At 56.2% G+C, this 22,709-nt stretch carries 20 protein-coding genes; 11 read left to right on the plus strand and 9 right to left on the minus strand.

Features of this window, described 5'->3' with window-relative positions; translation table 11 throughout:
- Positions 1–21: 21 nt before the first annotated feature.
- Both ACG0Z5_RS16020 and ACG0Z5_RS16025 read left to right on the plus strand, forming a co-directional pair.
- Complete coding sequence (locus ACG0Z5_RS16020) at positions 22–1,509, plus strand: UxaA family hydrolase (RefSeq protein ID WP_394449088.1); 1,488 nt, start codon at positions 22–24, stop codon at positions 1,507–1,509.
- Positions 1,510–1,583: 74 nt separating this feature from the next.
- On the plus strand, positions 1,584–2,150 hold the full coding sequence (locus ACG0Z5_RS16025) for a YgjV family protein (RefSeq protein WP_319628736.1): 567 nt from the start codon (positions 1,584–1,586) through the stop codon (positions 2,148–2,150).
- Positions 2,151–2,174: 24 nt separating this feature from the next.
- Here ACG0Z5_RS16025 and sstT read toward each other — a convergent pair whose 3' ends face one another.
- The 4 genes from sstT to ACG0Z5_RS16045 form a co-directional block, all read right to left on the minus strand.
- The gene (gene sstT, locus ACG0Z5_RS16030) at positions 2,175–3,419 is read right to left on the minus strand and encodes a serine/threonine transporter SstT (RefSeq protein WP_394449093.1); all 1,245 of its coding nucleotides are present in this window, start codon (positions 3,417–3,419) and stop codon (positions 2,175–2,177) included.
- A gap of 222 nt (positions 3,420–3,641) precedes the next feature.
- Entirely contained in the window at positions 3,642–4,610 is a 969-nt protein-coding gene (locus ACG0Z5_RS16035) for a TerC family protein (RefSeq protein WP_394449096.1), read from the minus strand.
- A 268-nt stretch (positions 4,611–4,878) separates the two neighbouring features.
- The gene (locus ACG0Z5_RS16040; protein ID WP_394449099.1) at positions 4,879–5,877 is read right to left on the minus strand and encodes a Gfo/Idh/MocA family protein; all 999 of its coding nucleotides are present in this window, start codon (positions 5,875–5,877) and stop codon (positions 4,879–4,881) included.
- 72 nt (positions 5,878–5,949) lie between these two features.
- Entirely contained in the window at positions 5,950–6,450 is a 501-nt protein-coding gene (locus ACG0Z5_RS16045; RefSeq protein ID WP_394449102.1) for a M48 family metallopeptidase, read from the minus strand.
- A gap of 83 nt (positions 6,451–6,533) precedes the next feature.
- Between ACG0Z5_RS16045 and rlmG the strand changes: the two genes are divergently transcribed.
- The 3 genes from rlmG (at position 6,534) to ACG0Z5_RS16060 (ending at position 8,613) form a co-directional block, all read left to right on the plus strand.
- The gene (rlmG, locus tag ACG0Z5_RS16050; protein WP_394449107.1) at positions 6,534–7,670 is read left to right on the plus strand and encodes a 23S rRNA (guanine(1835)-N(2))-methyltransferase RlmG; all 1,137 of its coding nucleotides are present in this window, start codon (positions 6,534–6,536) and stop codon (positions 7,668–7,670) included.
- Positions 7,671–7,885: 215 nt separating this feature from the next.
- A complete protein-coding gene (locus tag ACG0Z5_RS16055) occupies positions 7,886–8,200 on the plus strand; it encodes a type II toxin-antitoxin system HigB family toxin (protein WP_394449110.1) in 315 nt (104 codons plus the stop codon).
- Positions 8,197–8,613, plus strand: a complete 417-nt coding sequence (locus tag ACG0Z5_RS16060) for a type II toxin-antitoxin system HigA family antitoxin (RefSeq protein WP_394449113.1) — start codon at positions 8,197–8,199, stop codon at positions 8,611–8,613. The genes ACG0Z5_RS16055 and ACG0Z5_RS16060 overlap by 4 nt, the downstream gene beginning before the upstream one ends.
- A gap of 31 nt (positions 8,614–8,644) precedes the next feature.
- Here the strand turns inward: ACG0Z5_RS16060 and ACG0Z5_RS16065 are convergent, their stop codons facing one another.
- The 3 genes from ACG0Z5_RS16065 to ACG0Z5_RS16075 form a co-directional block, all read right to left on the minus strand.
- A complete protein-coding gene (locus ACG0Z5_RS16065; protein ID WP_394449116.1) occupies positions 8,645–10,666 on the minus strand; it encodes an FAD-dependent oxidoreductase in 2,022 nt (673 codons plus the stop codon).
- A gap of 145 nt (positions 10,667–10,811) precedes the next feature.
- The gene (locus ACG0Z5_RS16070; RefSeq protein ID WP_394449119.1) at positions 10,812–11,879 is read right to left on the minus strand and encodes an ABC transporter ATP-binding protein; all 1,068 of its coding nucleotides are present in this window, start codon (positions 11,877–11,879) and stop codon (positions 10,812–10,814) included.
- Positions 11,857–13,263 carry a phosphomannomutase CpsG gene (locus ACG0Z5_RS16075; protein ID WP_394449122.1) on the minus strand — a complete coding sequence of 469 codons (1,407 nt, stop codon included), beginning with the start codon at positions 13,261–13,263 and terminating at the stop codon, positions 11,857–11,859. Before ACG0Z5_RS16075 ends, ACG0Z5_RS16070 begins: the two co-directional genes overlap by 23 nt.
- Positions 13,264–13,523: 260 nt before the next feature.
- Between ACG0Z5_RS16075 and ACG0Z5_RS16080 the strand changes: the two genes are divergently transcribed.
- The 6 genes from ACG0Z5_RS16080 (at position 13,524) to ACG0Z5_RS16105 (ending at position 20,059) form a co-directional block, all read left to right on the plus strand.
- Positions 13,524–14,810 carry an ABC transporter substrate-binding protein gene (locus ACG0Z5_RS16080; RefSeq protein WP_394449125.1) on the plus strand — a complete coding sequence of 429 codons (1,287 nt, stop codon included), beginning with the start codon at positions 13,524–13,526 and terminating at the stop codon, positions 14,808–14,810.
- Positions 14,811–14,816: 6 nt separating this feature from the next.
- Complete coding sequence (locus ACG0Z5_RS16085) at positions 14,817–15,683, plus strand: carbohydrate ABC transporter permease (protein ID WP_394449215.1); 867 nt, start codon at positions 14,817–14,819, stop codon at positions 15,681–15,683.
- Positions 15,684–16,511: a carbohydrate ABC transporter permease gene (locus ACG0Z5_RS16090; RefSeq protein ID WP_394449127.1), complete on the plus strand. Its 828-nt coding sequence runs from the start codon at positions 15,684–15,686 to the stop codon at positions 16,509–16,511.
- 10 nt (positions 16,512–16,521) lie between these two features.
- Complete coding sequence (locus ACG0Z5_RS16095) at positions 16,522–18,105, plus strand: alpha-amylase family glycosyl hydrolase (RefSeq protein ID WP_394449129.1); 1,584 nt, start codon at positions 16,522–16,524, stop codon at positions 18,103–18,105.
- On the plus strand, positions 18,089–19,147 hold the full coding sequence (locus ACG0Z5_RS16100) for a glycoside hydrolase family 130 protein (protein WP_394449132.1): 1,059 nt from the start codon (positions 18,089–18,091) through the stop codon (positions 19,145–19,147). The genes ACG0Z5_RS16095 and ACG0Z5_RS16100 overlap by 17 nt, the downstream gene beginning before the upstream one ends.
- A gap of 72 nt (positions 19,148–19,219) precedes the next feature.
- Positions 19,220–20,059, plus strand: a complete 840-nt coding sequence (locus ACG0Z5_RS16105) for a DUF1861 family protein (protein ID WP_394449135.1) — start codon at positions 19,220–19,222, stop codon at positions 20,057–20,059.
- On the opposite strand, the gene lsrK is transcribed toward ACG0Z5_RS16105, so the two are convergent.
- Positions 20,051–21,637: an autoinducer-2 kinase gene (gene lsrK / locus ACG0Z5_RS16110; protein ID WP_394449138.1), complete on the minus strand. Its 1,587-nt coding sequence runs from the start codon at positions 21,635–21,637 to the stop codon at positions 20,051–20,053. The two genes, ACG0Z5_RS16105 and lsrK, sit on opposite strands and share 9 nt — an antisense overlap.
- Before the next feature lie 37 nt (positions 21,638–21,674).
- Positions 21,675–22,646 carry a transcriptional regulator LsrR gene (gene lsrR / locus ACG0Z5_RS16115; RefSeq protein ID WP_394449141.1) on the minus strand — a complete coding sequence of 324 codons (972 nt, stop codon included), beginning with the start codon at positions 22,644–22,646 and terminating at the stop codon, positions 21,675–21,677.
- Positions 22,647–22,709: the final 63 nt, after the last annotated feature.

Below are 22,709 nucleotides of genomic sequence, written 5' to 3' on the forward strand. Positions count from 1 at the left end.
CGGGCATTGAGGCTGGTTGATATGCAATACATCAAAATCCATTCGCTGGACAACGTCATCGTCGCGCTGGCTGACATCGCGGCGGGGCAGGAAGTGACCGTGGACGGTCAGACGGTACGGTTGCAGTCCGACGTCGTGCGCGGGCATAAGTTTGCTCTGCGTGCGATTGCGAAGGGTGAAAACGTCGTTAAATATGGTCTGCCTATTGGTCATGCGCTATCGGACATTGCGCCCGGGGAGCATATTCACTCCCACAACACGCGGACCAATCTCAGCGATTTGGACGAGTACAGCTATCAACCCGAATTACACAGTGAACTGAGTCAGGCAGGCGATCGCGATGTTCAGCTGTATCGCCGCGCCAACGGGGAAGTGGGCGTCCGCAATGAACTGTGGATCCTGCCAACCGTTGGCTGTGTGAACGGTATTGCCCGTCAAATTCAGAACCGCTTCCTGAAAGAGACGAATGATGCCGAAGGCACCGACGGCGTGTTCCTGTTCAGCCACACTTATGGCTGTTCCCAGCTCGGCGACGACCACATTAACACCCGCACCATGCTGCAAAACATGGTGCGTCACCCGAACGCCGGGGCGGTGCTGGTGATTGGTCTCGGTTGTGAAAACAACCAGGTCGATGCTTTCCGCGAAACGCTGGGCGAATTCGATGCCGACCGCGTGCACTTCATGATCTGCCAGAAGCAGGACGATGAAGTGGAGGCGGGCCTGGAGCACCTGCATCAGCTGTACGACGTGATGCGTCACGACAAACGCGAACCGGGCAAACTCAGCGAGCTGAAGTTTGGCCTGGAATGCGGGGGCTCTGATGGCCTGTCCGGCATTACCGCCAACCCGATGCTTGGTCGTTTCTCTGATTATGTGATTGGCAATGGCGGCACCACGGTGCTGACGGAAGTGCCGGAAATGTTCGGCGCGGAGCAGATCCTGATGAGCCACTGCCGCGATGAAGCCACCTTTGAAAAGACCGTCACCATGGTCAACGATTTCAAACAGTACTTCATCGCCCACAATCAGCCGATTTATGAAAACCCATCGCCGGGCAACAAGGCAGGGGGCATTACTACCCTGGAAGAGAAATCGCTCGGCTGTACGCAGAAAGCGGGTTCAAGCCAGGTGGTTGACGTGCTGCGCTACGGTGAACGCCTGAAAACCCACGGCCTGAACCTGCTGAGCGCCCCGGGGAATGATGCGGTGGCAACCAGTGCGCTGGCCGGGGCGGGCTGTCACATGGTGCTGTTCAGCACCGGACGCGGCACGCCGTATGGCGGTTTTGTGCCAACGGTGAAAATCGCCACCAACAGCGAGCTGGCGGCGAAGAAAAAGCACTGGATCGACTTCGATGCCGGGCAACTTATCCACGGTAAAGCGATGCCGGAGCTGCTGAGCGAATTTGTCGACAGCATCGTCGACTTCGCCAACGGCAAGCAGACCTGTAACGAAAAGAACGATTTCCGTGAATTGGCTATCTTTAAGTCTGGCGTCACGCTCTAAACCTCGTTAAGCTGAAACGGCGTTTCATATTCTGAAGCGCCGTTTCTTTTTCTGCGTCATCCAAAGGACTTCACATGACCGCGTATTGGCTAGCCCAGGGCGTCGGCGTCATCGCCTTTCTGGTGGGCATCACAACGTTCATCAACCGCGACGAGCGACGATTCAAAAAACAGCTTTCTCTCTACAGCGCCATAATTGGCGTGCATTTCTTCCTGATGGGCGCGTTTCCCGCAGGCTCCAGCGCGATGCTCAACGCCGTCCGAACCCTGATAACCCTGCGTACCCGTAGCCTGTGGGTGATGGCGCTGTTTATCGTTTTGACCGGCGGGATTGGCCTCGCCAAATTTCATCATCCGATGGAGCTTCTGCCGGTGGCGGGCACGCTGGTCAGTACCTGGGCGCTGTTCCGCTGTCAGGGCCTGACGATGCGCTGCATCATCTGGTGTTCCACGGCCTGTTGGGTTATCCACAACTTCTGGCTGGGATCGATTGGCGGCACGCTGATTGAGGGGAGTTTTCTGGTGATGAACGGCCTGAACATCATTCGCTTCTGGCGGATGCAGAAACGCGGAATTGACCCGTTTAAAGCGGAAACAAAACGTCAGGAAGACTTGCAGGAAGAAAGCCCTTCCGCACGCTAGCAGAAGGGCTGGAAAAACAGGGGATTAACTGCGCAGCCCAACTCGCGCCAGGCGCTCGTCTTCGGCCTGACAGGCCGCGGCGGTGAACAGCACGTCGGTGGAGGAGTTCAGCGCGGTTTCGCAGGAATCCTGCAACACGCCAATGATAAAGCCGACGGCCACAACCTGCATCGCCACGTCGTTCGGAATGCCGAACATGTTACAGGCCAGTGGGATCAGCAGCAGGGAACCGCCCGCCACGCCGGATGCTCCACAGGCACACAGCGCCGCAACCACGCTCAGCAGCAGAGCGGTCGGTAAATCTACCGGAATACCCAGGGTATGGACCGCCGCCAGGGTCAGCACGGTGATGGTGATCGCCGCCCCGGCCATGTTGATGGTCGCGCCCAGCGGGATCGACACCGAATAGGTATCGCGGTCGAGATTCAGTTTCTCGGCCAGCGCCATATTCACCGGAATATTCGCGGCAGAACTGCGGGTAAAGAAGGCGTACACGCCGCTCTCACGCAGGCACATCAGCACCAGCGGATACGGGTTGCGGCGGATCTTCCAGAATACCAGCAGCGGGTTAATCACCAGCGCCACCAGCAGCATACAGCCAATCAGTACCATCAGCAGGTGCGCATAACCCCACAGCGTTTCAAACCCGGTGGTGGCCAGAGTCGAAGAGACCAGACCGAAAATGCCGATCGGCGCAAAGCGAATCACCACTTTCACCATAAAGGTGACAGCGTTCGACATATCGTTAACCAGGTTTTTGGTGGTTTCGTTCCCGTGACGCAGCGCGAAACCCAGACCCACGGCCCATACCAGAATACCGATGTAGTTGGCATTCAGCAGCGCGTCAATCGGGTTAGACACCATGCTCATCAGCAGGCCACGCAGTACTTCCACAATGCCAGACGGCGGGGTGATATCGCCCGCGCTGGTGCTTAGGTGCAGCGTAGAAGGGAACACGAAGCTGAACAGGACCGCGGTCAGCGCGGCGGCAAAGGTGCCCAACAGATACAGGAACAGGATTGGGCGAATACTGGTTTTCTGGCCGTGCTGATGGTTAGCGATAGAGGCCATCACCAGCATCAATACCAGTACCGGAGCGACGGCTTTTAGTGCGCCGACGAACAGAGTACCAAACAGGCCAACGGCTTCTGCGGCAGGTTTAGAAATCCACGCCAGCAGAATACCCAGAATCAGGCCCACCAGAATTTGTTTTACCAGGCTGCCGGCAGCGAGGCGCTGCAGCAAGCCAGAGGGGCGTTGCGTAGTCATTAAACTTTTCCTTCAGTCGTAATGTGGTTCCATCCCGGCGGCTCTTCGGTCGCATTTCACAGGATGTAACAAATGTTTGCCTGGATGAGTATAAAGATGTTCAGGTTATGGGGAAGGAGAATGTGCTGATAATTTCGTCCGTGTCTTATTTTTTAACCATCAGGTAACAATAAATTGACATAACCCACAAAAAAACGGCCCGGAGTCTCCGGGCCGTTAGGCTTATTCAGCCAGTTTCTTTTTATCGTGCTGGTGGTTCACCCACAGGTTAATCAGCAGCGTCACTATCAGGATCCCAAACACCACGCCGAGTGAGATAGCGATAGGGATGTGGAAGAAATCGATAATCAGCATCTTGATCCCGATAAACACCAGAATCACCGACAGACCGTACTTCAGCATTGAGAAGCGCTCTGCCACGCCCGCCAGCAGGAAGTACATCGCACGCAGGCCGAGGATAGCAAACAGGTTCGACGTCAGTACGATGAACGGGTCAGTGGTCACCGCGAAGATAGCCGGGATGCTGTCTACCGCGAAAATCACGTCGCTCAGTTCAACGAGGATCAGTACCAGCAGCAGCGGCGTAGCGAACAGCAGGCCGTTTTTGCGTACGAAGAAGTGCTCACCTTCGATTTTATCGGTCATCCGCAGATGGCTGCGGATCCAACGCACCAGCGGCTTATCGCCAATACCGGAATCGTCTTCCTTCGCCAGCGCCATTTTCACGCCGGTGAACAGCAGGAACGCACCGAATACATACAGCAGCCATTCGAACTGAGAAATCAGCCAGCTACCGGTGAAGATCATGATAGTACGCAGCACGATCGCGCCAAGAACACCATAAATCAGCACCCGGCGCTGCAACGCCGCAGGCACAGCAAAGTAACTGAACAGCATCAGCCAGACGAAGACGTTATCAACCGCCAGGGCTTTCTCAATCAGATAACCGGTGAGGAACGCCAGCGCCTGTGGATCGGCCACCGCGCGACCCTGTGTCTGCGCGAGATACCACCAGAAGGCGAGGTTAAACAGCAGTGACAGCGTGACCCACACCAGCGACCAGCTGGCTGCCTGTTTCATGGTCATGGCGTGCGCACCGCGCCGCCCTTGTAACAGCAGATCGATCGCCAACATGATGACGACCACGACAGCAAATCCGCCCCATAGCAACGGTGTGCCGACAGTATTCATAGACTTTCCCTCAAGCAAAAAAAAACGGCTAACGTCCAAAAGACGATAGCCGTTGCAGGATTTTTTGCTCGGACCTCGCCTTTCGGCAAGGTCTCACTTACAACAAAAAAGAAATCTACAGTAAATTTCTTTTCTGTTGCCCGGCGACCGGATGCTTTCGCATCGTAATGACGATCCACCGGCAAACAAGTTACTCCCCTTTGCGTGTGTCAAAATATTACAGGCCATGGATGGCGTCAATGGCCTGCAACCTCTGTTTTACACAGCTTTACGCGGGCAGGCTCTGGTTCACACCGTCAGCCGGGAACACCACCCCGGTCTGGCGACGAATTTCAGTCGACAGTTTCGCGGTCGTGCGGCTGACCGCCAGCCCCGGATGATTGACTTCATTCTCTTCCACCAGACGCGCAAACACCTCTGCTTCATAGAGCATGGTGTTGATATGCTGCGGCTGAGTCAGATCCTGTGCTTTCCCGCCGCGCGGCACGAAGGACACTTTCTGGCACTCGGAAATTTTCTCGATAATCAGCGAACCTTCCTCGCCCTGGATTTCGCTCGGCAGCACCGAATCGCTAACTTTGGAGTGCTGCAACGTCACGCTGAAATCACCGTAATCGAGTACCACCACGCCGTGCGCATCAACGCCGCTTTCCAGCAGCGTGGCACTGGCTTGCACGCCGTGCGGTTCGCCCCACAGCGCCACCGCAGAAGCAAGGCAGTAGAAACCGATATCCATAATCGAGCCGTTCGAGAACGCCGGATTAAAGGTATTCGGGTTTTCGCCATCAAGATAACGTTGATAGCGCGAAGAGTACTGACAGTAGTTGATCAACGCCTTGCGCACTTGGCCTACTTTGCCGAGCGACTGCTGGAGCTGGAGGAAATTCGGCAGGCTCGCAGTTTTGAACGCTTCGAACAGCACCACCTGGTTTTCCCGCGCCAGCGCGATAGCCGCTTCCACTTCCGCTATGTTGGACGCCAGCGGCTTCTCACAGATGACGTGTTTTTTGTGGCTGAGGAACAGTTGGGTCTGCGGGAAGTGCAGGGAGTTCGGACTGGCGATATACACCGCATCAATCACATCGCTTTGCGCCATCTCCTCCAGCGAAGTGAAGAGATTATCCACCATGTAATCGCGGGCGAAATCCTGGGCCTGTTCGAGGCTGCGGGAATAGACGGCGGTGAGCTTATATTTGCCCGTTTCATGGGCGGCATCGACAAACTGACGGGTGATCCAGTTTGTGCCAATGACTGCGAAACGTATCATGAGAATTGACGTACTCCGAAAAAGGGACCTTCGGCCACTTTAGCACGCCACCATGACAAAACCAGTGCGCGCTTACGCAGATCCGGGCAGCGAAAGTTGAGTCAGCCACAGCCGGGTATCAAACTCCAGTTGGTGATACTGCGGTTCCATATGGCAGCACAGCTGATAGAAGGCTTTGTTGTGATCTTTTTCCTTCAGATGCGCCAGTTCATGCACCACGATCATCCGCAAAAAGGCCTCCGGCGACTGGCGAAATACGGTGGCAACGCGGATTTCGGCCTTCGCTTTCAGCTTCCCGCCCTGTACGCGCGAAACCGCGGTATGCAACCCCAGCGCATTTTTCAGCACGTGGATTTTGTTGTCGAACATCACCTTATTGATCGGCGGCGCGCTGCGCATATAACGGTTTTTCAGGCTTTGCGTAAATTCCCACAGCGCCTTGTCATTGGTGATGTCGTGCTTCTCGGGATAGCGCTTTTGCAGCACCTCGCCGAGGCGCTGTTCTGCAATCAGGGTGCGAACCTGGGCAAGGAGTTGCTCGGGATAACCGCTTAAATACGTCAGTTCGCTCATGTATGTCTCGAAATAGAGAAAAAAGGGGTATACTCACGCCCCCAATCGGGGATATCACCGAATTTTACCATCCAGGAGGGCCGATGAGCCAATCAGACAACGGTTTTCGTTCACTGACATTAAAACGTTTCCCGGAAACGGACGACGTTAGCCCGCTGCAAGCGTGGGAAGCGGCAGACGAATATCTGCTGCAACAGTTGGACGGTACCGACATCAGCGGCCCGGTCCTCGTCTTTAACGATACCTTCGGCGCACTAGCCTGTGCGCTGGCGGAACACCAGCCGTACAGCATCGGCGATTCGTACCTGAGCGAACTCGCGACCCGCGAGAATCTGCGCCACAACGATATCCCGGAAAACAGCGTGACCTTCCGCGACAGCACCGGTGAATACCCTGCGGCGCCAGCCGTGGTGCTGATTAAGATCCCGAAAACGCTGGCGTTACTGGAACAGCAGCTGCGCGCCCTGCGCGAAGTAGTGACCCCGGAAACCCGCATTATCGGCGGTGCAAAAGCGCGTGACGTTCACAACTCCACGCTGGAGCTGTTCGAGAAAATCCTCGGCCCAACCACCACCACGCTTGCGTGGAAAAAGGCGCGTCTGATTAACTGCACCTTCAACGCGCCGGCGCTGGAAGACGTTTCTCAGGTGCTTAGCTGGCCGCTGGAAGGGACCAACTGGACCATCCACAACCACGCGAACGTCTTCTCTCGCACCGGGCTGGATATTGGCGCTCGCTTCTTTATGGAACACTTGCCGAGCGATCTGGAAGGCGAAATCGTTGATCTTGGCTGCGGTAACGGCGTTGTTGGCCTGAGCCTGCTGGAACGTAACCCGCTGGCGAACGTAGTGTTTGTTGATGAATCACCGATGGCCGTCAGTTCGAGCCGCATGAACGTCGAAGCCAACATGCCTGAAGCACTGGATCGCTGCGAGTTCATGATTAACAACGCGCTGTCCGGCGTCGAACCGTTCCGCTTCAACGCGGTGCTGTGCAACCCGCCGTTCCATCAGCAGCACGCCCTGACCGATAACATCGCCTGGGAAATGTTCCACCACGCGCGCCGCTGCCTGAAAATCAACGGCGAACTGGTTATCGTCGCCAACCGTCATCTCGACTATTTCCACAAACTGAAGAAGATTTTTGGCAACTGCACCACCATCGCCACCAATCAGAAATTCGTGATCCTCAAAGCGGTGAAATTAGGGCGTAATCGCTAACTGCGAATGATCGTCACCCGACAGCGATCTTGCTGTCGGGTAATTCAGGAACCCTGCCCGCAAAATCTCAAATCCCCTCGCTATTTTGTGCGAATTTGTTGGTAACCAACCCTCCCGCAGGTCTACGTTAAGCGCATCTTTTTGGATACCACAAGTTGCCAAAATGGCAACTTGTGGTTACTCTTTCCTCAATTCGTCAACGGATGTGATGAAGAATGCACTTGATCGCTTTTAAGGCTTTAACAGATGCCGCACAGAAATTCCCACAGCATGAGCAGGAATTATTGGAGTTGGGAGCCCTAATCCATAAAGGCTATTTTAAAACACCACAGAATCTAAGGGCGATGCTCCCATCGCTGGATAATTTCAAATATCTTGATAAGTACTACGTACTTAATCTTGGGCACAATGAGCTTCGTTTGGTTGCACTCATCTTTTTTGAAAGCCAAAAATTTTATGTTCGCCACATTTTTACGCACCAGGAATATGACATGTTTACAGCTATGTACCGTACAAAGGGGAAAAAATGATGGTGATCGCCGAAATCCTGGAAGCGGGAAAAGCGTTAACTGCGGTAGCCCCGTTTCTGGCCGGGATTCATACATCGCAGCAGTATGAAGAAGCGCTTGAGTTCGTGGAGTATTTACTGCTTAACGATCCAACTAACCCGTTGTTAGATATTGCCTGCAACCACGTAGCAGCATATGAGAACACGCTGCCAGAAACGGCGGATTTCATAGCCCGTATGAACGCTATTCCTGTGGGCGTTGCCGTTATTCATACGCTGATAAACCAGCACAACCTCACGCTCTCTGACTTCCCTGAAATCGGCAGCAAATCAATGGTTTCTCGGGTACTCAATGGCAAACGCAAGCTAACGCTTGAGCACGCGAAAAAGCTGGCGAAGCGCTTTGGTATTTCGCCCGCCATGTTTATCGACTAACACCTTACAGGCGAGGTGTCAGCCATTCACCCTAAATCTCCAGTGCCAGCCTGGTGCCCTGGGCGATAGCCCGGCGGGCGTCCAGCTCCATTGCCACGTCGCAGCCCCCGATCAGATGCACCGGTTTACCGGCGGCGCGTAGCGGTTCGGCGAGGTCACGGCGTGGATCCTGTCCGGCACAGATTATCACCTGGTCCACTGCCAGCCGCTGTGGTTCACCGCCAATCAGGACATGCAGGCCGTCATCATCAATTTTTTGATAGCTTACCGACGGGAACATTTTCACGCCGCGGGCGAGCAGGATCGTGCGATGGATCCAGCCGGTGGTTTTGCCGAGCCCTTCGCCTGGCTTGCTGGCTTTACGCTGGAGCATCACAATCTGGCGCGGGCTTTTCTGTAGCTGCGGTCCTTCCGGACGCAGGCCGCCATGCAGTTGCAGGCTGGTGTCGATGCCCCATTCCACGCAAAACTCTGCGATATTCTGGCTGGTCGCCTCGCCCGGCTGGCTTAAGTACATCGCGGTATCAAAGCCGATGCCACCGCAGCCGATAATCGCCACTTTTTGCCCGACCGGGGTCTTATCGCGCAGTACGTCCAGATAGGTCAGTACCTTCGGATGGTCAATGCCGTCGATGGCGGGCATCCGCGGTTCAATCCCCGTGGCGAGGATCGTTTCGTCAAATTCGGCCAACTGTTCCGCACCGACAAAGCGGTTCAGCTCCAGCTTCACGCCGTGCAGATCAATCATCCGGCGGTAATAGCGCAGGGTTTCGTAGAACTCCTCTTTGCCGGGGATCTGCTTGGCAATATTGAACTGACCGCCGATTTCGCTGGCGGCATCAAACAGCGTGACCTGATGCCCACGGGCGGCAGCGTTTACGGCGAACGCCAGTCCGGCAGGCCCGGCACCGACCACGGCCAGGTTCTTTTTCTGCTCCGCAGCTATCACCGGCATCCGTGTCTCATGGCAGGCGCGCGGGTTCACCAGACAGGATGTCACTTTGCCAACAAAAATCTGATCGAGGCAGGCCTGGTTACAGCCGATACAGGTATTGATCTCATCGGCTCGCCCACTTTGTGCTTTCGATAACAGCTCGGGATCGGCCAGAAACGGTCGCGCCATCGACACCATATCGGCATCGCCCCGGGCGAGGATCTCATCCGCCACCTGCGGATCGTTAATGCGGTTGGTGGTGATCAACGGGACGTTCACTTTCCCCTTCAGTTTGCGTGTCACCCAGGTGAACGCCCCGCGCGGCACTGGCGTGGCGATGGTCGGGATCCGCGCTTCATGCCAGCCAATCCCGGTGTTAATGATCGTCGCCCCCGCCGCTTCGATGGCCTGCGCCAGCTCCACGGTTTCATCGAAGTTACCGCCGCCTTCGACCAAATCGAGCATCGACAGGCGATAGATAATGATAAATTCCGCGCCTACGCGTTCGCGCACGGCACGTACCACCTCCACCGCGAAGCGCATCCGTCGCGCCCAGTCGCCGCCCCATTGATCGTCGCGCTGGTTGGTGCGGGCGGCGAGAAATTCATTGATCAGGTAACCTTCCGAGCCCATGACTTCCACCCCGTCGTAGCCCGCTTCCCGCGCCAGCAGGGCGCACTGGGCGAAGTCGTCGATCAGGACCAGGATCTCGTCATGGGTCAGCGCGTGGGGGGCGAAACGGTTAATCGGTGCCTGTAGGGCCGACGGTGCTACCGGGCGCGGCTGATAGCTGTAGCGCCCGGTGTGCAGAATTTGCAGCGCGATTTTACCGCCCTCTTTATGCACCGCCTCGGTAATCGGACGATGATGCGCCAGCTGGCTGGCATCGTTGAGCACCGCGCCACCTTCCATACCTACGCCAGAAGGCGCCGGGGCTACACCGCCGGTGACGATCAGCGCCACGCCGTGACGGGCGCGCTCGGCATAAAAGGCCGCCAGCCGCTCGGTGCCGTCCGGGCGTTCCTCCAGACCGGTATGCATCGAGCCCATCAGGACACGGTTTTTCAGCGTGGTGAAGCCCAGGTCGAGCGGGGCGAATAACGACGGGTAGTGGCTCATAATCGCGCTTCCAGATGTAAAATTATTGTTATGTGGTCGGATGAGTTACTAATCTAGCGCTCACGGCGTAAAAGGGAAAAGGGGGCATGCGGCGATTGTGATGGGATTCAAAGAATGTCCCCTTCACACCGAAGGGGCGAGGTTGTCAGTCAAGAATACGTTTCCCTAAGCCATCAAAAAAATGCAGATGCGCTTCGTTCACGCTAATGGTCATCTCACTGCGTGGCGAATAGTTCAGCTGCTGGAACGATTTCAGGCAAAGATCGTGCTCGCCGAGTTTGCACCACACCAGCGTCGAATCCCCCTGTAGTTCACAGAGTTTAGTGGTGACGTTGAGAGTGATATCCCCCCGATCGCCGGGCTGCAAATGTTCCGGGCGGATCGCCACAAACAGGTTATCGCCGTCACCCAATCCGTCAGGCCGGGTGCGCAATGGAATAAAATGATTGTCGCTAAGCAGGAGCCCATTTTGGTGCCATCTGGCAGGCAGCACGTTAATCTTCGGGGTGCCGATAAACGCGGCGACGAACAGATTGGCGGGTCGATTGTAGAGCTCAAGCGGGGTGCCCACCTGTTCTATTTTTCCTTTGTACAGCACCACTATCCGGTCGGCGAGGGTCATGGCTTCCACCTGATCGTGGGTAACATAAACCATGGTATTGCGCAGATGATGGTGCAGCTCCTGCAATTCCTGTCGCATCTCGACACGCAGCGAAGCATCCAGGTTAGAAAGCGGTTCGTCAAACAGGAACAGCTCCGGTTGCTGAACGATAGAGCGGCCGATCGCCACACGCTGGCGCTGTCCGCCAGAGAGGTTTTGCGGCAGGCGATCCAGCATTTCTTCAAGCTTGAGCATCGTGGCGGCCTGGGCAATACGTTTGTCGATTTCCTCGACGGGGGTTTTCATGTTTTTCAGACCAAAAGCCAGATTTTCACGCACCGTCATGTGCGGATAAAGCGCATAAGACTGAAACACCATCGACAGGCTGCGCCTGCCCGCAGCCAGATGCGTCACGTCTTCCTCTCCCATCTTCAGGGAGCCGCCGTCCGGTGATTCCAGGCCAGCAATAATCCGCAGTAGCGTCGATTTCCCACAACCGGAAGGACCCACCAGCACGATAAATTCGCCGGACGCTATCTCTAATGACAGGTTTTCGATGATGGTAGCTTTATCATATTTTTTATTGATATTACAGAGGGTTAGAGCCGTCATGATTTCTTTCCTGGAAATGATAAGACGTAATAAGGGCCAACAGTTCGTGGGTTTTGATTTTGAGCAGGCCAGGGCTGCTACGGCTCTCAACGTTGAGCCGTAGCAGCGGTTCAGTATTGGAGGCGCGTAGGTTAAAGCGCCACTGAGCAAAATCGACACTCACGCCGTCGGTATCGTCGCGACTTCCGCCCAGGGCGACATAGTGGGCCGCCACGCGTTGCAGCAGGGCTTCCGGTTGTGCCACATCAAGATTAATTTCCCCTGACACCGGGTAGCGGGCCTGGGCTTCACGCAGCAAATGTGAAAAAGGCAGGGGAGCGCCGTCGAGGATTTGCAGCATCAATATCAGGGGGATCATCCCGCTGTCGCAGTAGCCGAAGGCGCGAAAATAGTGATGCCCACTCATCTCGCCGCCGTAGAGGGCGTCCTCCTGACGCATGCGGGCTTTAATAAAGGCGTGCCCGGTGCGGGAGATAATGGCCCTGCCTCCGGCTGCGTGAATGTTGTCGAGCGAGTTCCAGGTCAGGCGCGGATCGAGCAGGATAGTTTCCCCGGGCTGTTGATGCAGAAACCAGCGGGCAAACAGTCCCACCAGATAATAACTTTCGATGAAATCGCCGTACTCATCGAAGAAGAAACAGCGATCGAAATCGCCATCCCAGGCCACGCCAAAGTCAGCCTGATAGCGGAGAACCGCTTGCTGCGTTTGCTGGCGGTTTTCGGGCAGCATCGGGTTCGGAACGCCCGCCGGGAACGTGCCATCGGGTTGGTGATAAAGGCGGATAAACTCGACGGAGACACCCCGGGCGGTTAACGCCGTATTCAGCGCGTCCAGCGCCGGGCCTGCCGCACCGTGCCCGGAATTGACCACAATGCGCAGACGACGTGACGGGGTACCTTTCAGGTAGCTCATCATGTGTTCAGCCCAGGCGGGGCGGCCATCGTGCTGGTGGTAACGCCCATGCTTCAGCGCCGGTGGAAAGTCGCTCTGCTCCGCGAGGCGTTTAATTTCGAGTAAACCATTCTCGCCATGAATGGGGATCGCCTTTTCGCGGACCAGTTTCAGGCCGTTGTACTGGGCGGGATTGTGACTGGCGGTTATCTGGATGCCGCCATCGGCCTGCAAAAATTGAGTCGCAAAATAGACCTCCTCGGTGCCGCACATCCCGATATCAATGACGTCGACCCCGCTGGCCATCAAGCCACGGCTGAGCGCTTGCCGGAACGCGGTGGAGGTCAAACGCGCATCGCCCCCGACCACCACCCGACGTGGTTTCAACCATTGCGCATAGGCGCGACCAATTCGAAATACGACCTCCTCGTTGAGTGAAATGCCGACTTCGCCACGAATGTCATACGCTTTAAAACAGGTTAGTTCGTTCATAAATTCTCTTAATAATGTTGGCCGGTATTTACGTGCTATTTTGTTATTGCTACCTGTTATATTTGCGTTATTTATATTTTCCGTGTATTTATTTGATTATTATATGTTTTAGTTGTTTATCTTCGACTCATATTACCGCTAAGTACAACGCATTTTGTGATTGATTTAACGTTAAACAAAAATATCGGGTGTTACTCTCCTCGTCGTTCAATATCTGAGATTGAAAATAATAAAACACAGTAATTAACATTGAGGGTGTCATGAATATACGCTCGTTTATTAAATGGAGTTTGGTTGTCTTTATTACGACAACCCTTATCGGCTGTGGTCCAGATGAGAAAAAAGAAAGTGTAAACAGCCGCCCGGCATTGAAAATGTGGGTTGCGCCGAATGAAAATGAAGAAGCCTTCTGGAACAAAATAGTCAAAGAGTGGAATGCGGATCCCACTCATACCCCGATAGAATTTACCCCTATTCCCGCAGCCAGCAGTTCCGAAGAAGCGATAATGAATGCCCTGGCCTCAGGCACAGAACCGGATATTTCCAGCAATATTTTTATTGGCTTCGCGAGCCAACTCACTGAACAGGGTTTGGTGGAAGATTTAGCGACGCTGCCCGGCTTTGATGCGCTGATTGAGGAAAGAAAAATGTCTGCCCTCATGCCCGCCTGGAAAATTAACGGTCACCAAAGCGTGCTACCCATATACGTGAATCCGATTGTCTGGTGGTGGCGGGGTGACCTGCTCAAGCAATACGGTTACGACCATGTGCCACTGACCTATGACGATCTTTATCGGTTGGCGACGCTGCGCAAAGCGGATAACAACGGTTATGTGATGCAACTGACAGCCGGAAAAAACTGGTGGGAACGCTGGTTTGATCTCATTCCGCTGTTTTACGCCCAGAGCGAGGGAAAGTCTTATCTCGACGGCAATAAGGCCAGTATGAATACCGCAGATGGACAAAAAGTTCTGGCCTTTATGGGGCACGTTTTTCAGCAGGGCTGGAGCAGTTACGACTTCACCTCTGCTGATGACCCGCTGGCCAGCGGACAGGTTCTGGCCTCTGCCCGAGGGCCGTGGGATATCGCTCGCTACCGTAAACAGTATCCTGAAGTGCTGAAAACGATTGAGATTGGCCCGATGCTGACCGAAACGTCCTCAGCCCATCCGTATACCTTCGGCGATAGCAAAGGCCTGGTGATTTTCAGCACCAGCAAACATAAAACCGAGGCCTGGGCCTTTATGCAGTGGGTGTTCAGCAAAGCTGAAAACGACAGGTTGTGGCTGGAAACCACCGGGATGCCGCCCGCCCGTTCAGACTTGTTAACTAACCCACTATTTGTGTCGTATTTTGCTAGCAACCCGGTCGAAAAACAGATTGCGGCTTACGTCGACGTGGCCTTGCCACCGGTGGCAACCACCAAAACTACCGAAATACAGCGCAGCATGACGCAAATGCTGGAGGAAGTGATTTTCAATCAGAAAGAGCCTGCCAGCGCGCTGGAGCAGTCGGGCAACGAAATTAATCAAGTCTTGCAACGGTAAAACATGATGGCGAGAAGTGACTCACGCACGGGAGGCCTGTTGGCCTCTCTGTGGATAGGATATTCCGCACTGTTTTGGTTTTATCCCTTAATTTGGCTGCTGATATTGAGCGTCACCCAATGGCAATTTATTGGCACGCCTACATTCATCGGGCTGGGGAATTTTATCGGTGTCATTCAGGATAAATTGTTCTGGCGTTCGATGCTCAACGTGTTTCGCTTTTTACTCTATTACATTCCCATTGTCTTTATTGCCTCAATGCTGTTTGCCGCCGGATTGCAGAAGATACGCTATGGAAAAGCGTTTATTGCCCTAAGTTTCCTGTTAGCCAATATCTCGTCAGGCGTCGCTTACTCGATTGTTTTTTCCAAAATGTTCAGCGAATACGGGCCGGTGAATAGCTTTTTACGGGAATGCTTCGGCATCACCGTGCCGTGGTTTACCAGCCCTGACTGCGCGATGCTCTCTATTGCACTGATCGTGACCTGGAAATTTGTCGGTTATTACGGGCTTATCCTCTACTCCGGGATGCAAGCTATCCCGAAAGATATTTACAGCGCCGCCGTGCTGGATAAAACCGGGCGCTTTCGCCAGGTGTGGTCGATAACCGTCCCAATGATGAACCCGCAAATCGTGATGGTGATGGTGCTGGCGATAACCGTCGCGTTCAGCATTTTCACCGAGCCGTACCTGATAACCGGCGGCGGGCCGTTGAACAGCACCACCAGCCCGATGGTGGTGATGTACGAAGTGGCTTTCCAGCAGATGAAACCGAGCTGGGCGGCGATGATGTCCGTCATCGTTGCGGCGTGCAGTTTTCTGACTATCTGGCTGTTCAGACGCCTTTGCGAAAAAAATATCGAGATCGTGTGAATGCAAAAATTAACGCCTCAAAGCCTGATTATTCACCTTGTGATGCTGCTGTTGGCAGTGAGCTGGCTCTACCCCTTTATCTGGATGGTCGTCTCTTCGCTGAAACCGACCGCGCAGATCTACACCGAGTCGCTGTTCTCCGGCCACTGGACGCTGGATAACTACAGCTTCCTGTTGGATAACAGCAAGCGGGCCAATAAGCCGTTTTTCCGCACCCTGGGTAACTCGCTGTTTGTCTCACTCACCATCACTCTCACGGTGACGTTGAGCTCCGTGCTGGTGGGCTATGCGGTGGCGAAGACCGATTTCTTCGGCAAGGGCGTGTTTAAAAATCTGCTGATTGCCCAAATGGTCTTTCCGGCCTTTATGTTCATCATTCCGCAGTTTGTGCTGATGCGTGAGCTGGGGCTTATCAACAGCTACAGCGCGATGATCCTGCCGTATGCCATGGGGGCCTGGGGAATTTTCATGGTCTCGCAGAGTTTTAAAGGCACGCCGAATGATTATATCTACGCTGCGAAACTGGACCGTGCCAGCCTGTGGGGCATCCTGCGTCACGTGATGATGCCGCTGAACAAATCGATCCTCGCCATCGTGGCGCTGTTCACCTTCTCCAGCTCCTGGGACAACTTTCTCTGGCCGCTTATCGTCATGCGCGACGTCGATAAAATGCCGTTTTCGGTCCTACTCTCAACCTTCAGTAAATCCTACGGCGTCTATCTCGGGCCGGTGCTGGCCGGGTCCGTACTGCAAATGTTACCGGTGGTGATGCTGTTCATTCTTTTCCGCAAATATTTCCTGCAGGGAATGTCGCTGTCATTGAAATAAGGAGCGGTAAATGAAACCTCAGCGCTGGTGGCGAGACGTGGTGTTTTATCAGGTGTATTTGCCGTCGTTCTGCGATGGAAACGGGGACGGGCTTGGGGATTTCCCTGGGCTGCTGTCGAAGCTGGATTACCTTGCGGAACTGGGTGTGGGCGGGATATGGATAACGCCATTTTACCCCTCGCCGTTGGTGGATAACGGCTACGATATCAGTGACTTTTGTGCGGTGGATCCGCGCTTCGGACAGATAGAGGATTTCTCTCGCGTGGTGTCGGCCTGCCATCAGCGGGGGATCCGCGTGGTCATTGACCTGGTGCTCAATCACGTCTCGTCCCAGCATCCGTGGTTTATTGACGCGTGGAATAATCCCGCGAGTCGTTTCCGCGACTTTTTTATTTTTTCAGCGAAGCCGAATAACTGGCAATCCTTCTTTTCGGGCAGTGCGTGGACGCCTGAGCCCGATACCGGGGAATACTACTACCATAAATTTGCCCCCGAACAGGTCGACCTTAACTGGCGTAATCCAGCGGTCGAACAGGCGATGTTGCAGGTGGTAGATTTCTGGCGGGCGCTGGGCGTGGACGGCTTCCGCTTCGATGTGATCAACTTTCTGACCACTGACGGGCCGGGCGCAGACAACCCGGAAACGAACGGGGAGCAGGAACACCTGCACGACATCAATCAGCCGGGGATCGAGAACACGCTTCAGCGTCTGTGCCGCCACATTCGTGAACGTGGCGACGCTTTTCTGGTGGGCGAAATCGGCAGCGAATCGCTGGCCGTGCTGCAACGCTACCAGCGCGATGACCTGATGGACGTGGTATTCAATTTTAATCTCGGCAGCCAGAAAACCTTTGATGCTAAAGCCATCTTCACCCAGCTTCAGGCGATGCGTGAACAGCTTAGCGGCCCGCCGACGCTGTTTTTCTCCAGTCACGATATGCCGCGCATGATCGGGCGCTTTGGTGAACATGCCCATGATACCGCGCGTGCAGCGGCGGTGGCGGCACTACAGCTCACGGCGGATGGCGTGCCCTTTATCTATCAGGGCGAAGAGGCCGGGTTATCAAACTATGTCCCTCTGACTGAAACCGATATTCACGATGTGCAAGGGCAGTCGTGGTACCGCTCGGCTCTGGCAAGCGGTGCTTCCCGCGAGGATGCATTGCAACAGGCCATCAGCCATTCGCGGGATGCCTCCCGCGCCCCGCTGGCGTGGGAAAGCCTGCCCAATGCGGGTTTCTCAACGGTCACGCCATGGATGCCACTGTGTGGCGATGCTGCGACCGTGAATATCGCTCAACAACAACAAAACCTCTCATCGCTTTGGCATCAATACCAGCGTTTGCTGGCGATCCGCGCCGCTTCCCCGGCGCTGCGACAGGGGGAATACCGGCTGCTGGCGCAGGAGAAAAACGCGATCCATTTTTTGCGCGAATGCGCGCTGGAGCAGGTTTGGGTGGCGATTAATTTTGGTGACGCGGTCAGGAATCCCTGGCACGCGATCCCGGCGGACACCGTCTACGGGGTAGATGCGGAATGGCTGGGGAAAAATCAGTGTGTAATTAAAAGGAGTTTTCATGGAAAGGCACAGTAAAAACCCGCTTATCACCCCGGCGGATGTCAAACCCTCCCGGCCCGGCTGGCGAGTGGACTGCGTATTTAACGCCGGTGTCGCCGAGGTTAACGGCGAAATCCTTCTGCTGGTTCGCGTTGCGGAAAGTATTCTCAGCGCCACGCCGGACAAAATCGTTGTCCCGCTTTTAACGCAGCAGGCCGGGGAGTGGCTTCTCTCGGAAAAAACCTTCGACAGGGCGGATAAGCGCTACGATTTCAGTGACCCGCGCACGATTGGGCTGAAAAGCGACCCGGCCGTTTTATGGCTTACGTCGATGTCACATTTACGTCTGGCCCGCAGCCGGGATGGCGTGAACTTCACCGTCGATGAGCAAGCGTTCATTACCCCGGATACCCAGTACGAACAGTTTGGCTGTGAAGATGCGCGCATCACCCGCATCGGCGAAAGCTGGTATATCAACTACTCCGCGCTGTCGCCGCTGGGGATTTCCACCGCGCTGGCCACCACGGAGGATTTTGTCCACGTCGAGAAGAAAGGCCTGATTTTCTGCCCGGACAACCGCGATGTGTGCTTCTTCCCGGAACGCATCAACGGTAAGTATATGGCTCTGACCCGCCCGGCCCCGAGTCATTTTGGACATCCCGAAATCTGGATCTGTGAATCACCGGATATGCTGCACTGGGGTAACCATCGGCATTTGCTGGGCCGGTCTGGAGACGCCTGGGACGTGCGTAAATCCGGCGGCGGCGCGCCGTTGCTGAAAACGGATCGCGGCTGGCTGGAAATCTACCACGGGGTGGATGCACAACAGCGCTACTGTCTTGGCGCCCTGCTGCTGGATGCCAACGATCCGACGCAGATCCTCGCCAAATCGGCCACGCCGCTGCTGGAGCCTACCGCCCCGTATGAGCGGGAAGGATTTTTCGGCAACGTGGTGTTCACCTGCGGGGCATTGATTCGCGAGCAGACGTTGTATGTCTGGTACGGCGCGGCGGACGAAAGCATTGCCCTGGCGACCCTGCCAATGGCCGCCCTGTGGCAGCATCTGGAGCTGGCATAAATGACCCTGACCGCCACCGGGCAACTGTATCGTGAGTACTGCCTGCGATGACAGGCGGGAGCGAATGGCAAGGTGGCGTTCAGCGGCGTGACCGGATGCGATGTCTATAACCCGACTGCGCCGTTTTACGAAGGCGGGCAGCAGTACATCGCCGCCCGGGTCGAACCCCGGGACTGTGAAGTCTCTCAGGTACGGTTTTTTCACTGGCAAAGCCCGGGTAGCGCACAGCTTGTGGCAGACGCGCCATCGTTCGATTTGCAGGATCCCTTTATTTGTCGCATCGACGACGGTTGGGTGTTCGGCGGGGTAGAGATTGCCGCCGATCCTGACGGGAGCGGGTGGCGCTGGCGGACCCAATTCTGGCGGGGGACATCGATCTTCTCGTTACGCCCCTTCGCCGTGGGGCCGTGGGGCATGAAAGATATTCGCCTGCTGCAACTGCCAGATAAGCGGATCCTGGTGTTTACCCGGCCGCAGGGCGCGGTCGGTGGGCGGGGTAAAATTGGCTGGCTTACCCTCAACAGCCTGCACGAACTCAATTCGTCCCGACTGGAGCAGGGCAGATTGCTGGCACAGTTGGAAGATGAAAGCTGGTGCGGTGTGAATGAGGCCCATGTCCTTGATGAACAGTGGGTCGGCGTGCTGGCTCACGTCGCCTGTTTTGATCCCGCTGGCGATCGCCATTATTACGCCGCCGCCTTCCGCTTTAATTTTGTGAGTGGGCAAACTACGCCCCTGCGCATTATCTGCAGCAGAGCCGATCTCCCGGCAGGCGAAAGTAAACGTGATGACTTACGCGATGTGATTTTCCCCGGCGGTTTAACCCGCGATGGGCAGCGTCATCGTCTGTTTTGCGGCGCCAGCGATTGCGATGTTCACTGGCGCGAAATCGCTGATCCGTTTTTAGGGTGAGGCCGGGGGACGCTTCCCAAGCCCGGGTGCCTGCCACATCGAGGTGGTCAGCCCGCTGTCGACCAGCCCAAGCTGATCGGCGTACACCGCCTGCCATTTTTCCTTCATGCCGTCATACAACTCTCGGTGCGCCCGATTAGGGGTGAACACCCGGCTCCAGCTCACCAGTTTTTCACCCGCGCTGGCCATGTCGGGAAACAGCCCGGCTCCCGCCCCGGCGGCAATCGCGCAGCCCAGCGCGGTGGCCTCTTTCACCTCCGGCACCCGCACCGGTAAGCCGGTCACGTCACTCAAAATCTGGCTCCACAGCGCGCCTTTTGCGCCACCGCCTGCAAACACCAGGCTGTCAAAGCTCACCCCGGAGAACTGCGAAATCTGCGTCAGATTACAGGCCGAGACGATCGCCGCGTTCTCCTCCAGGGCGCGGAACAGCGTGGCTTTATTGCATTTTTCCGGGTCGATGGAGAGGTTAATAAACGACGGCGCGGCGTGATACCACTGCTTGAAATGCATCGCGTCAGAGAAAATCGGCATCACGCCGTGAGATCCCGCCGGGACGCGGCCTGCCATCTCTTCCAGCAGGGTATAGGTGTCGGTTCCGAGCCGGTCGGCAATCAGCTTTTCCTCGGCGCAAAAGGCATCGCGGAACCAGCGCATCGTCAGGCCGGTGAAAAAACTGATCGACTCGGCCTGCACCATGCCGGGGATCACATGCGGATTCACCCGAATGTTCATCTCCGGATCGGTGCGCACCTGCGGCAGATTGACCACCTGCTGCCAGAAAGTACCGCCCAGCACTGCGGTTTGCCCCGGTCTTACCACGCCTAATCCCAGGCAGCCCAGTTGCACGTCGCCGCCGCCCATCACCACCGGCGTGCCCGCGCGCAGGCCGCATTGCTGCGCCGCCTGCTGGGTTACCGCCCCCAGTACGGTGCCGGTTTCTTTGACGGGAGACAGGATATCGGCTCGCAGCCCGGCCATGTCGAGCAGCGCCGGACGCCAGTCACGGCTGAACAGATCGAGCATCCCGGTGGTGCCCGCATTGGACGGATCCACCGCCAGCTCGCCGGAAAGCTTCGCCGCCAGCCAGTCGCTGATCATGGTGATGGTCGCGGCGTTGCGATAGATATCTGGTCGATGATGGGCGAGCCACAGCAGGCGCGGCATCGCCGACAGCGCCAGCGTCTGGCCGGACACCTCATACACTTCGGATTCAAAGCGGTAATCGTGGATCTCTTTCAGCTCAGAGACTTCGCGGCTGGCGCGGGCGTCGACGTTGGCGCAGGCCCAGATGGCCTCGCCGTTGCTGTCGTACAGCACGATGCCTTCGCGCATTGAACAGCAGGCGACGGACTGAAGATCGGCGGCGCTGAGCTGCGCCCGCTCCAGCGCCTGGCGGATGCACTGGCAGGCCAGCTGCCAGTTAGTGCCGAGGTCAAACTCCATTGATCCAGGGACATTCTCAACGCTCAGGTGTTTCCATTCCGCCTGACCGACCGCCACCTGGCGGCCTGCAAGGTCGAAAATCACCGCCCGAATGCTGCCGGTGCCTGCGTCCAACGCTAAAAGGTAACTCATGACGTGCGCCTCGCTGTTATCGCGCGGCGCGCAGCGGTTAACCCGCCAGCGACAGCACCGCGCGTGCTGTTGTCTCTTCCGTTACCAGGCCGTTAATACGCTTGCCTACCAGGGCGGCGTAAATGGCCTGCGCTTTTTCTTCTCCCCCGGCGACACCGACGATGGTTGGCAGCTGCGCCAGCTCCTCGAGCGTCACGCCAAGCAGTTCGCGGTGGATATCCAGCCCTTCCACCCGTTGTCCGTCGGCCTGCAGGAAATAGCCGAGAATGTCGCCGACCGCACCTTTGCGGGCGTACATCAGCTGTTCGCCTTCGCTGATGTAGCCGGAGCGCAGGATCGTCGCGTCACGTCGCTGATCGATAGCGCCGATCCCGACCACGGCGGCATCTGCTGCCCCCGCCGCGAGGATCACATCGCGTACGCTGGATTCACGCTTCAGGATCTCCGCCACTTCCGGGGACGACACCCGCAACGGGGCCGGGATCATGCTCACGCTGCAGGCCGCGTCCAGCTGACCGATACCGGTCATGTACGGCCCGACGCCGCCCGATAAGGTCACCAGGCGGATTTGCTGCGAACCGATAAACCCGCTCAGATGCTGAATACAGCTCATGGTCGCTTCACCAAATCCCACCGCCAGCAACTGGCCCGGCTGGAGCACGCCCATCAACGATTGTGCGGCCCCAATGCCGAGCCGGACGTTCATCGGCGAGGTGTTCAGGGCAGGCAGTACGCGGGCAATCTTCAAATCGAAGCGCTTCTGTAATTCAGTTTCCAGCGCCAGACAGCCTTCGTAACGGGAGTTGATCTGAACGCGGATCACCCCCGACTGACGCCCCTTTTCCAGCAGCCGCGAAATCTTCAGGCGCGGCAGGCCGAGCCGTTCGCCAATGTCGTTCTGGGTCAGGCCGTCGTGGTAATAGCACCAGGCCACCCGGGCCACCAGTTCTTCTTCCGCCAGCGCCAGCCCGGCGTAGCGGCTCTCTTCCGTAATGCGTTTTTCGCTCATAAAGTGAACTCTTATAAAAATCTAGATCATATGTTCGCAGTCGCGCGGACAGAAAATGTGAAG

The organism is Scandinavium sp. M-37, assembly GCF_043558715.1.
GTDB lineage: Bacteria > Pseudomonadota > Gammaproteobacteria > Enterobacterales > Enterobacteriaceae > Scandinavium > Scandinavium vulneris_A.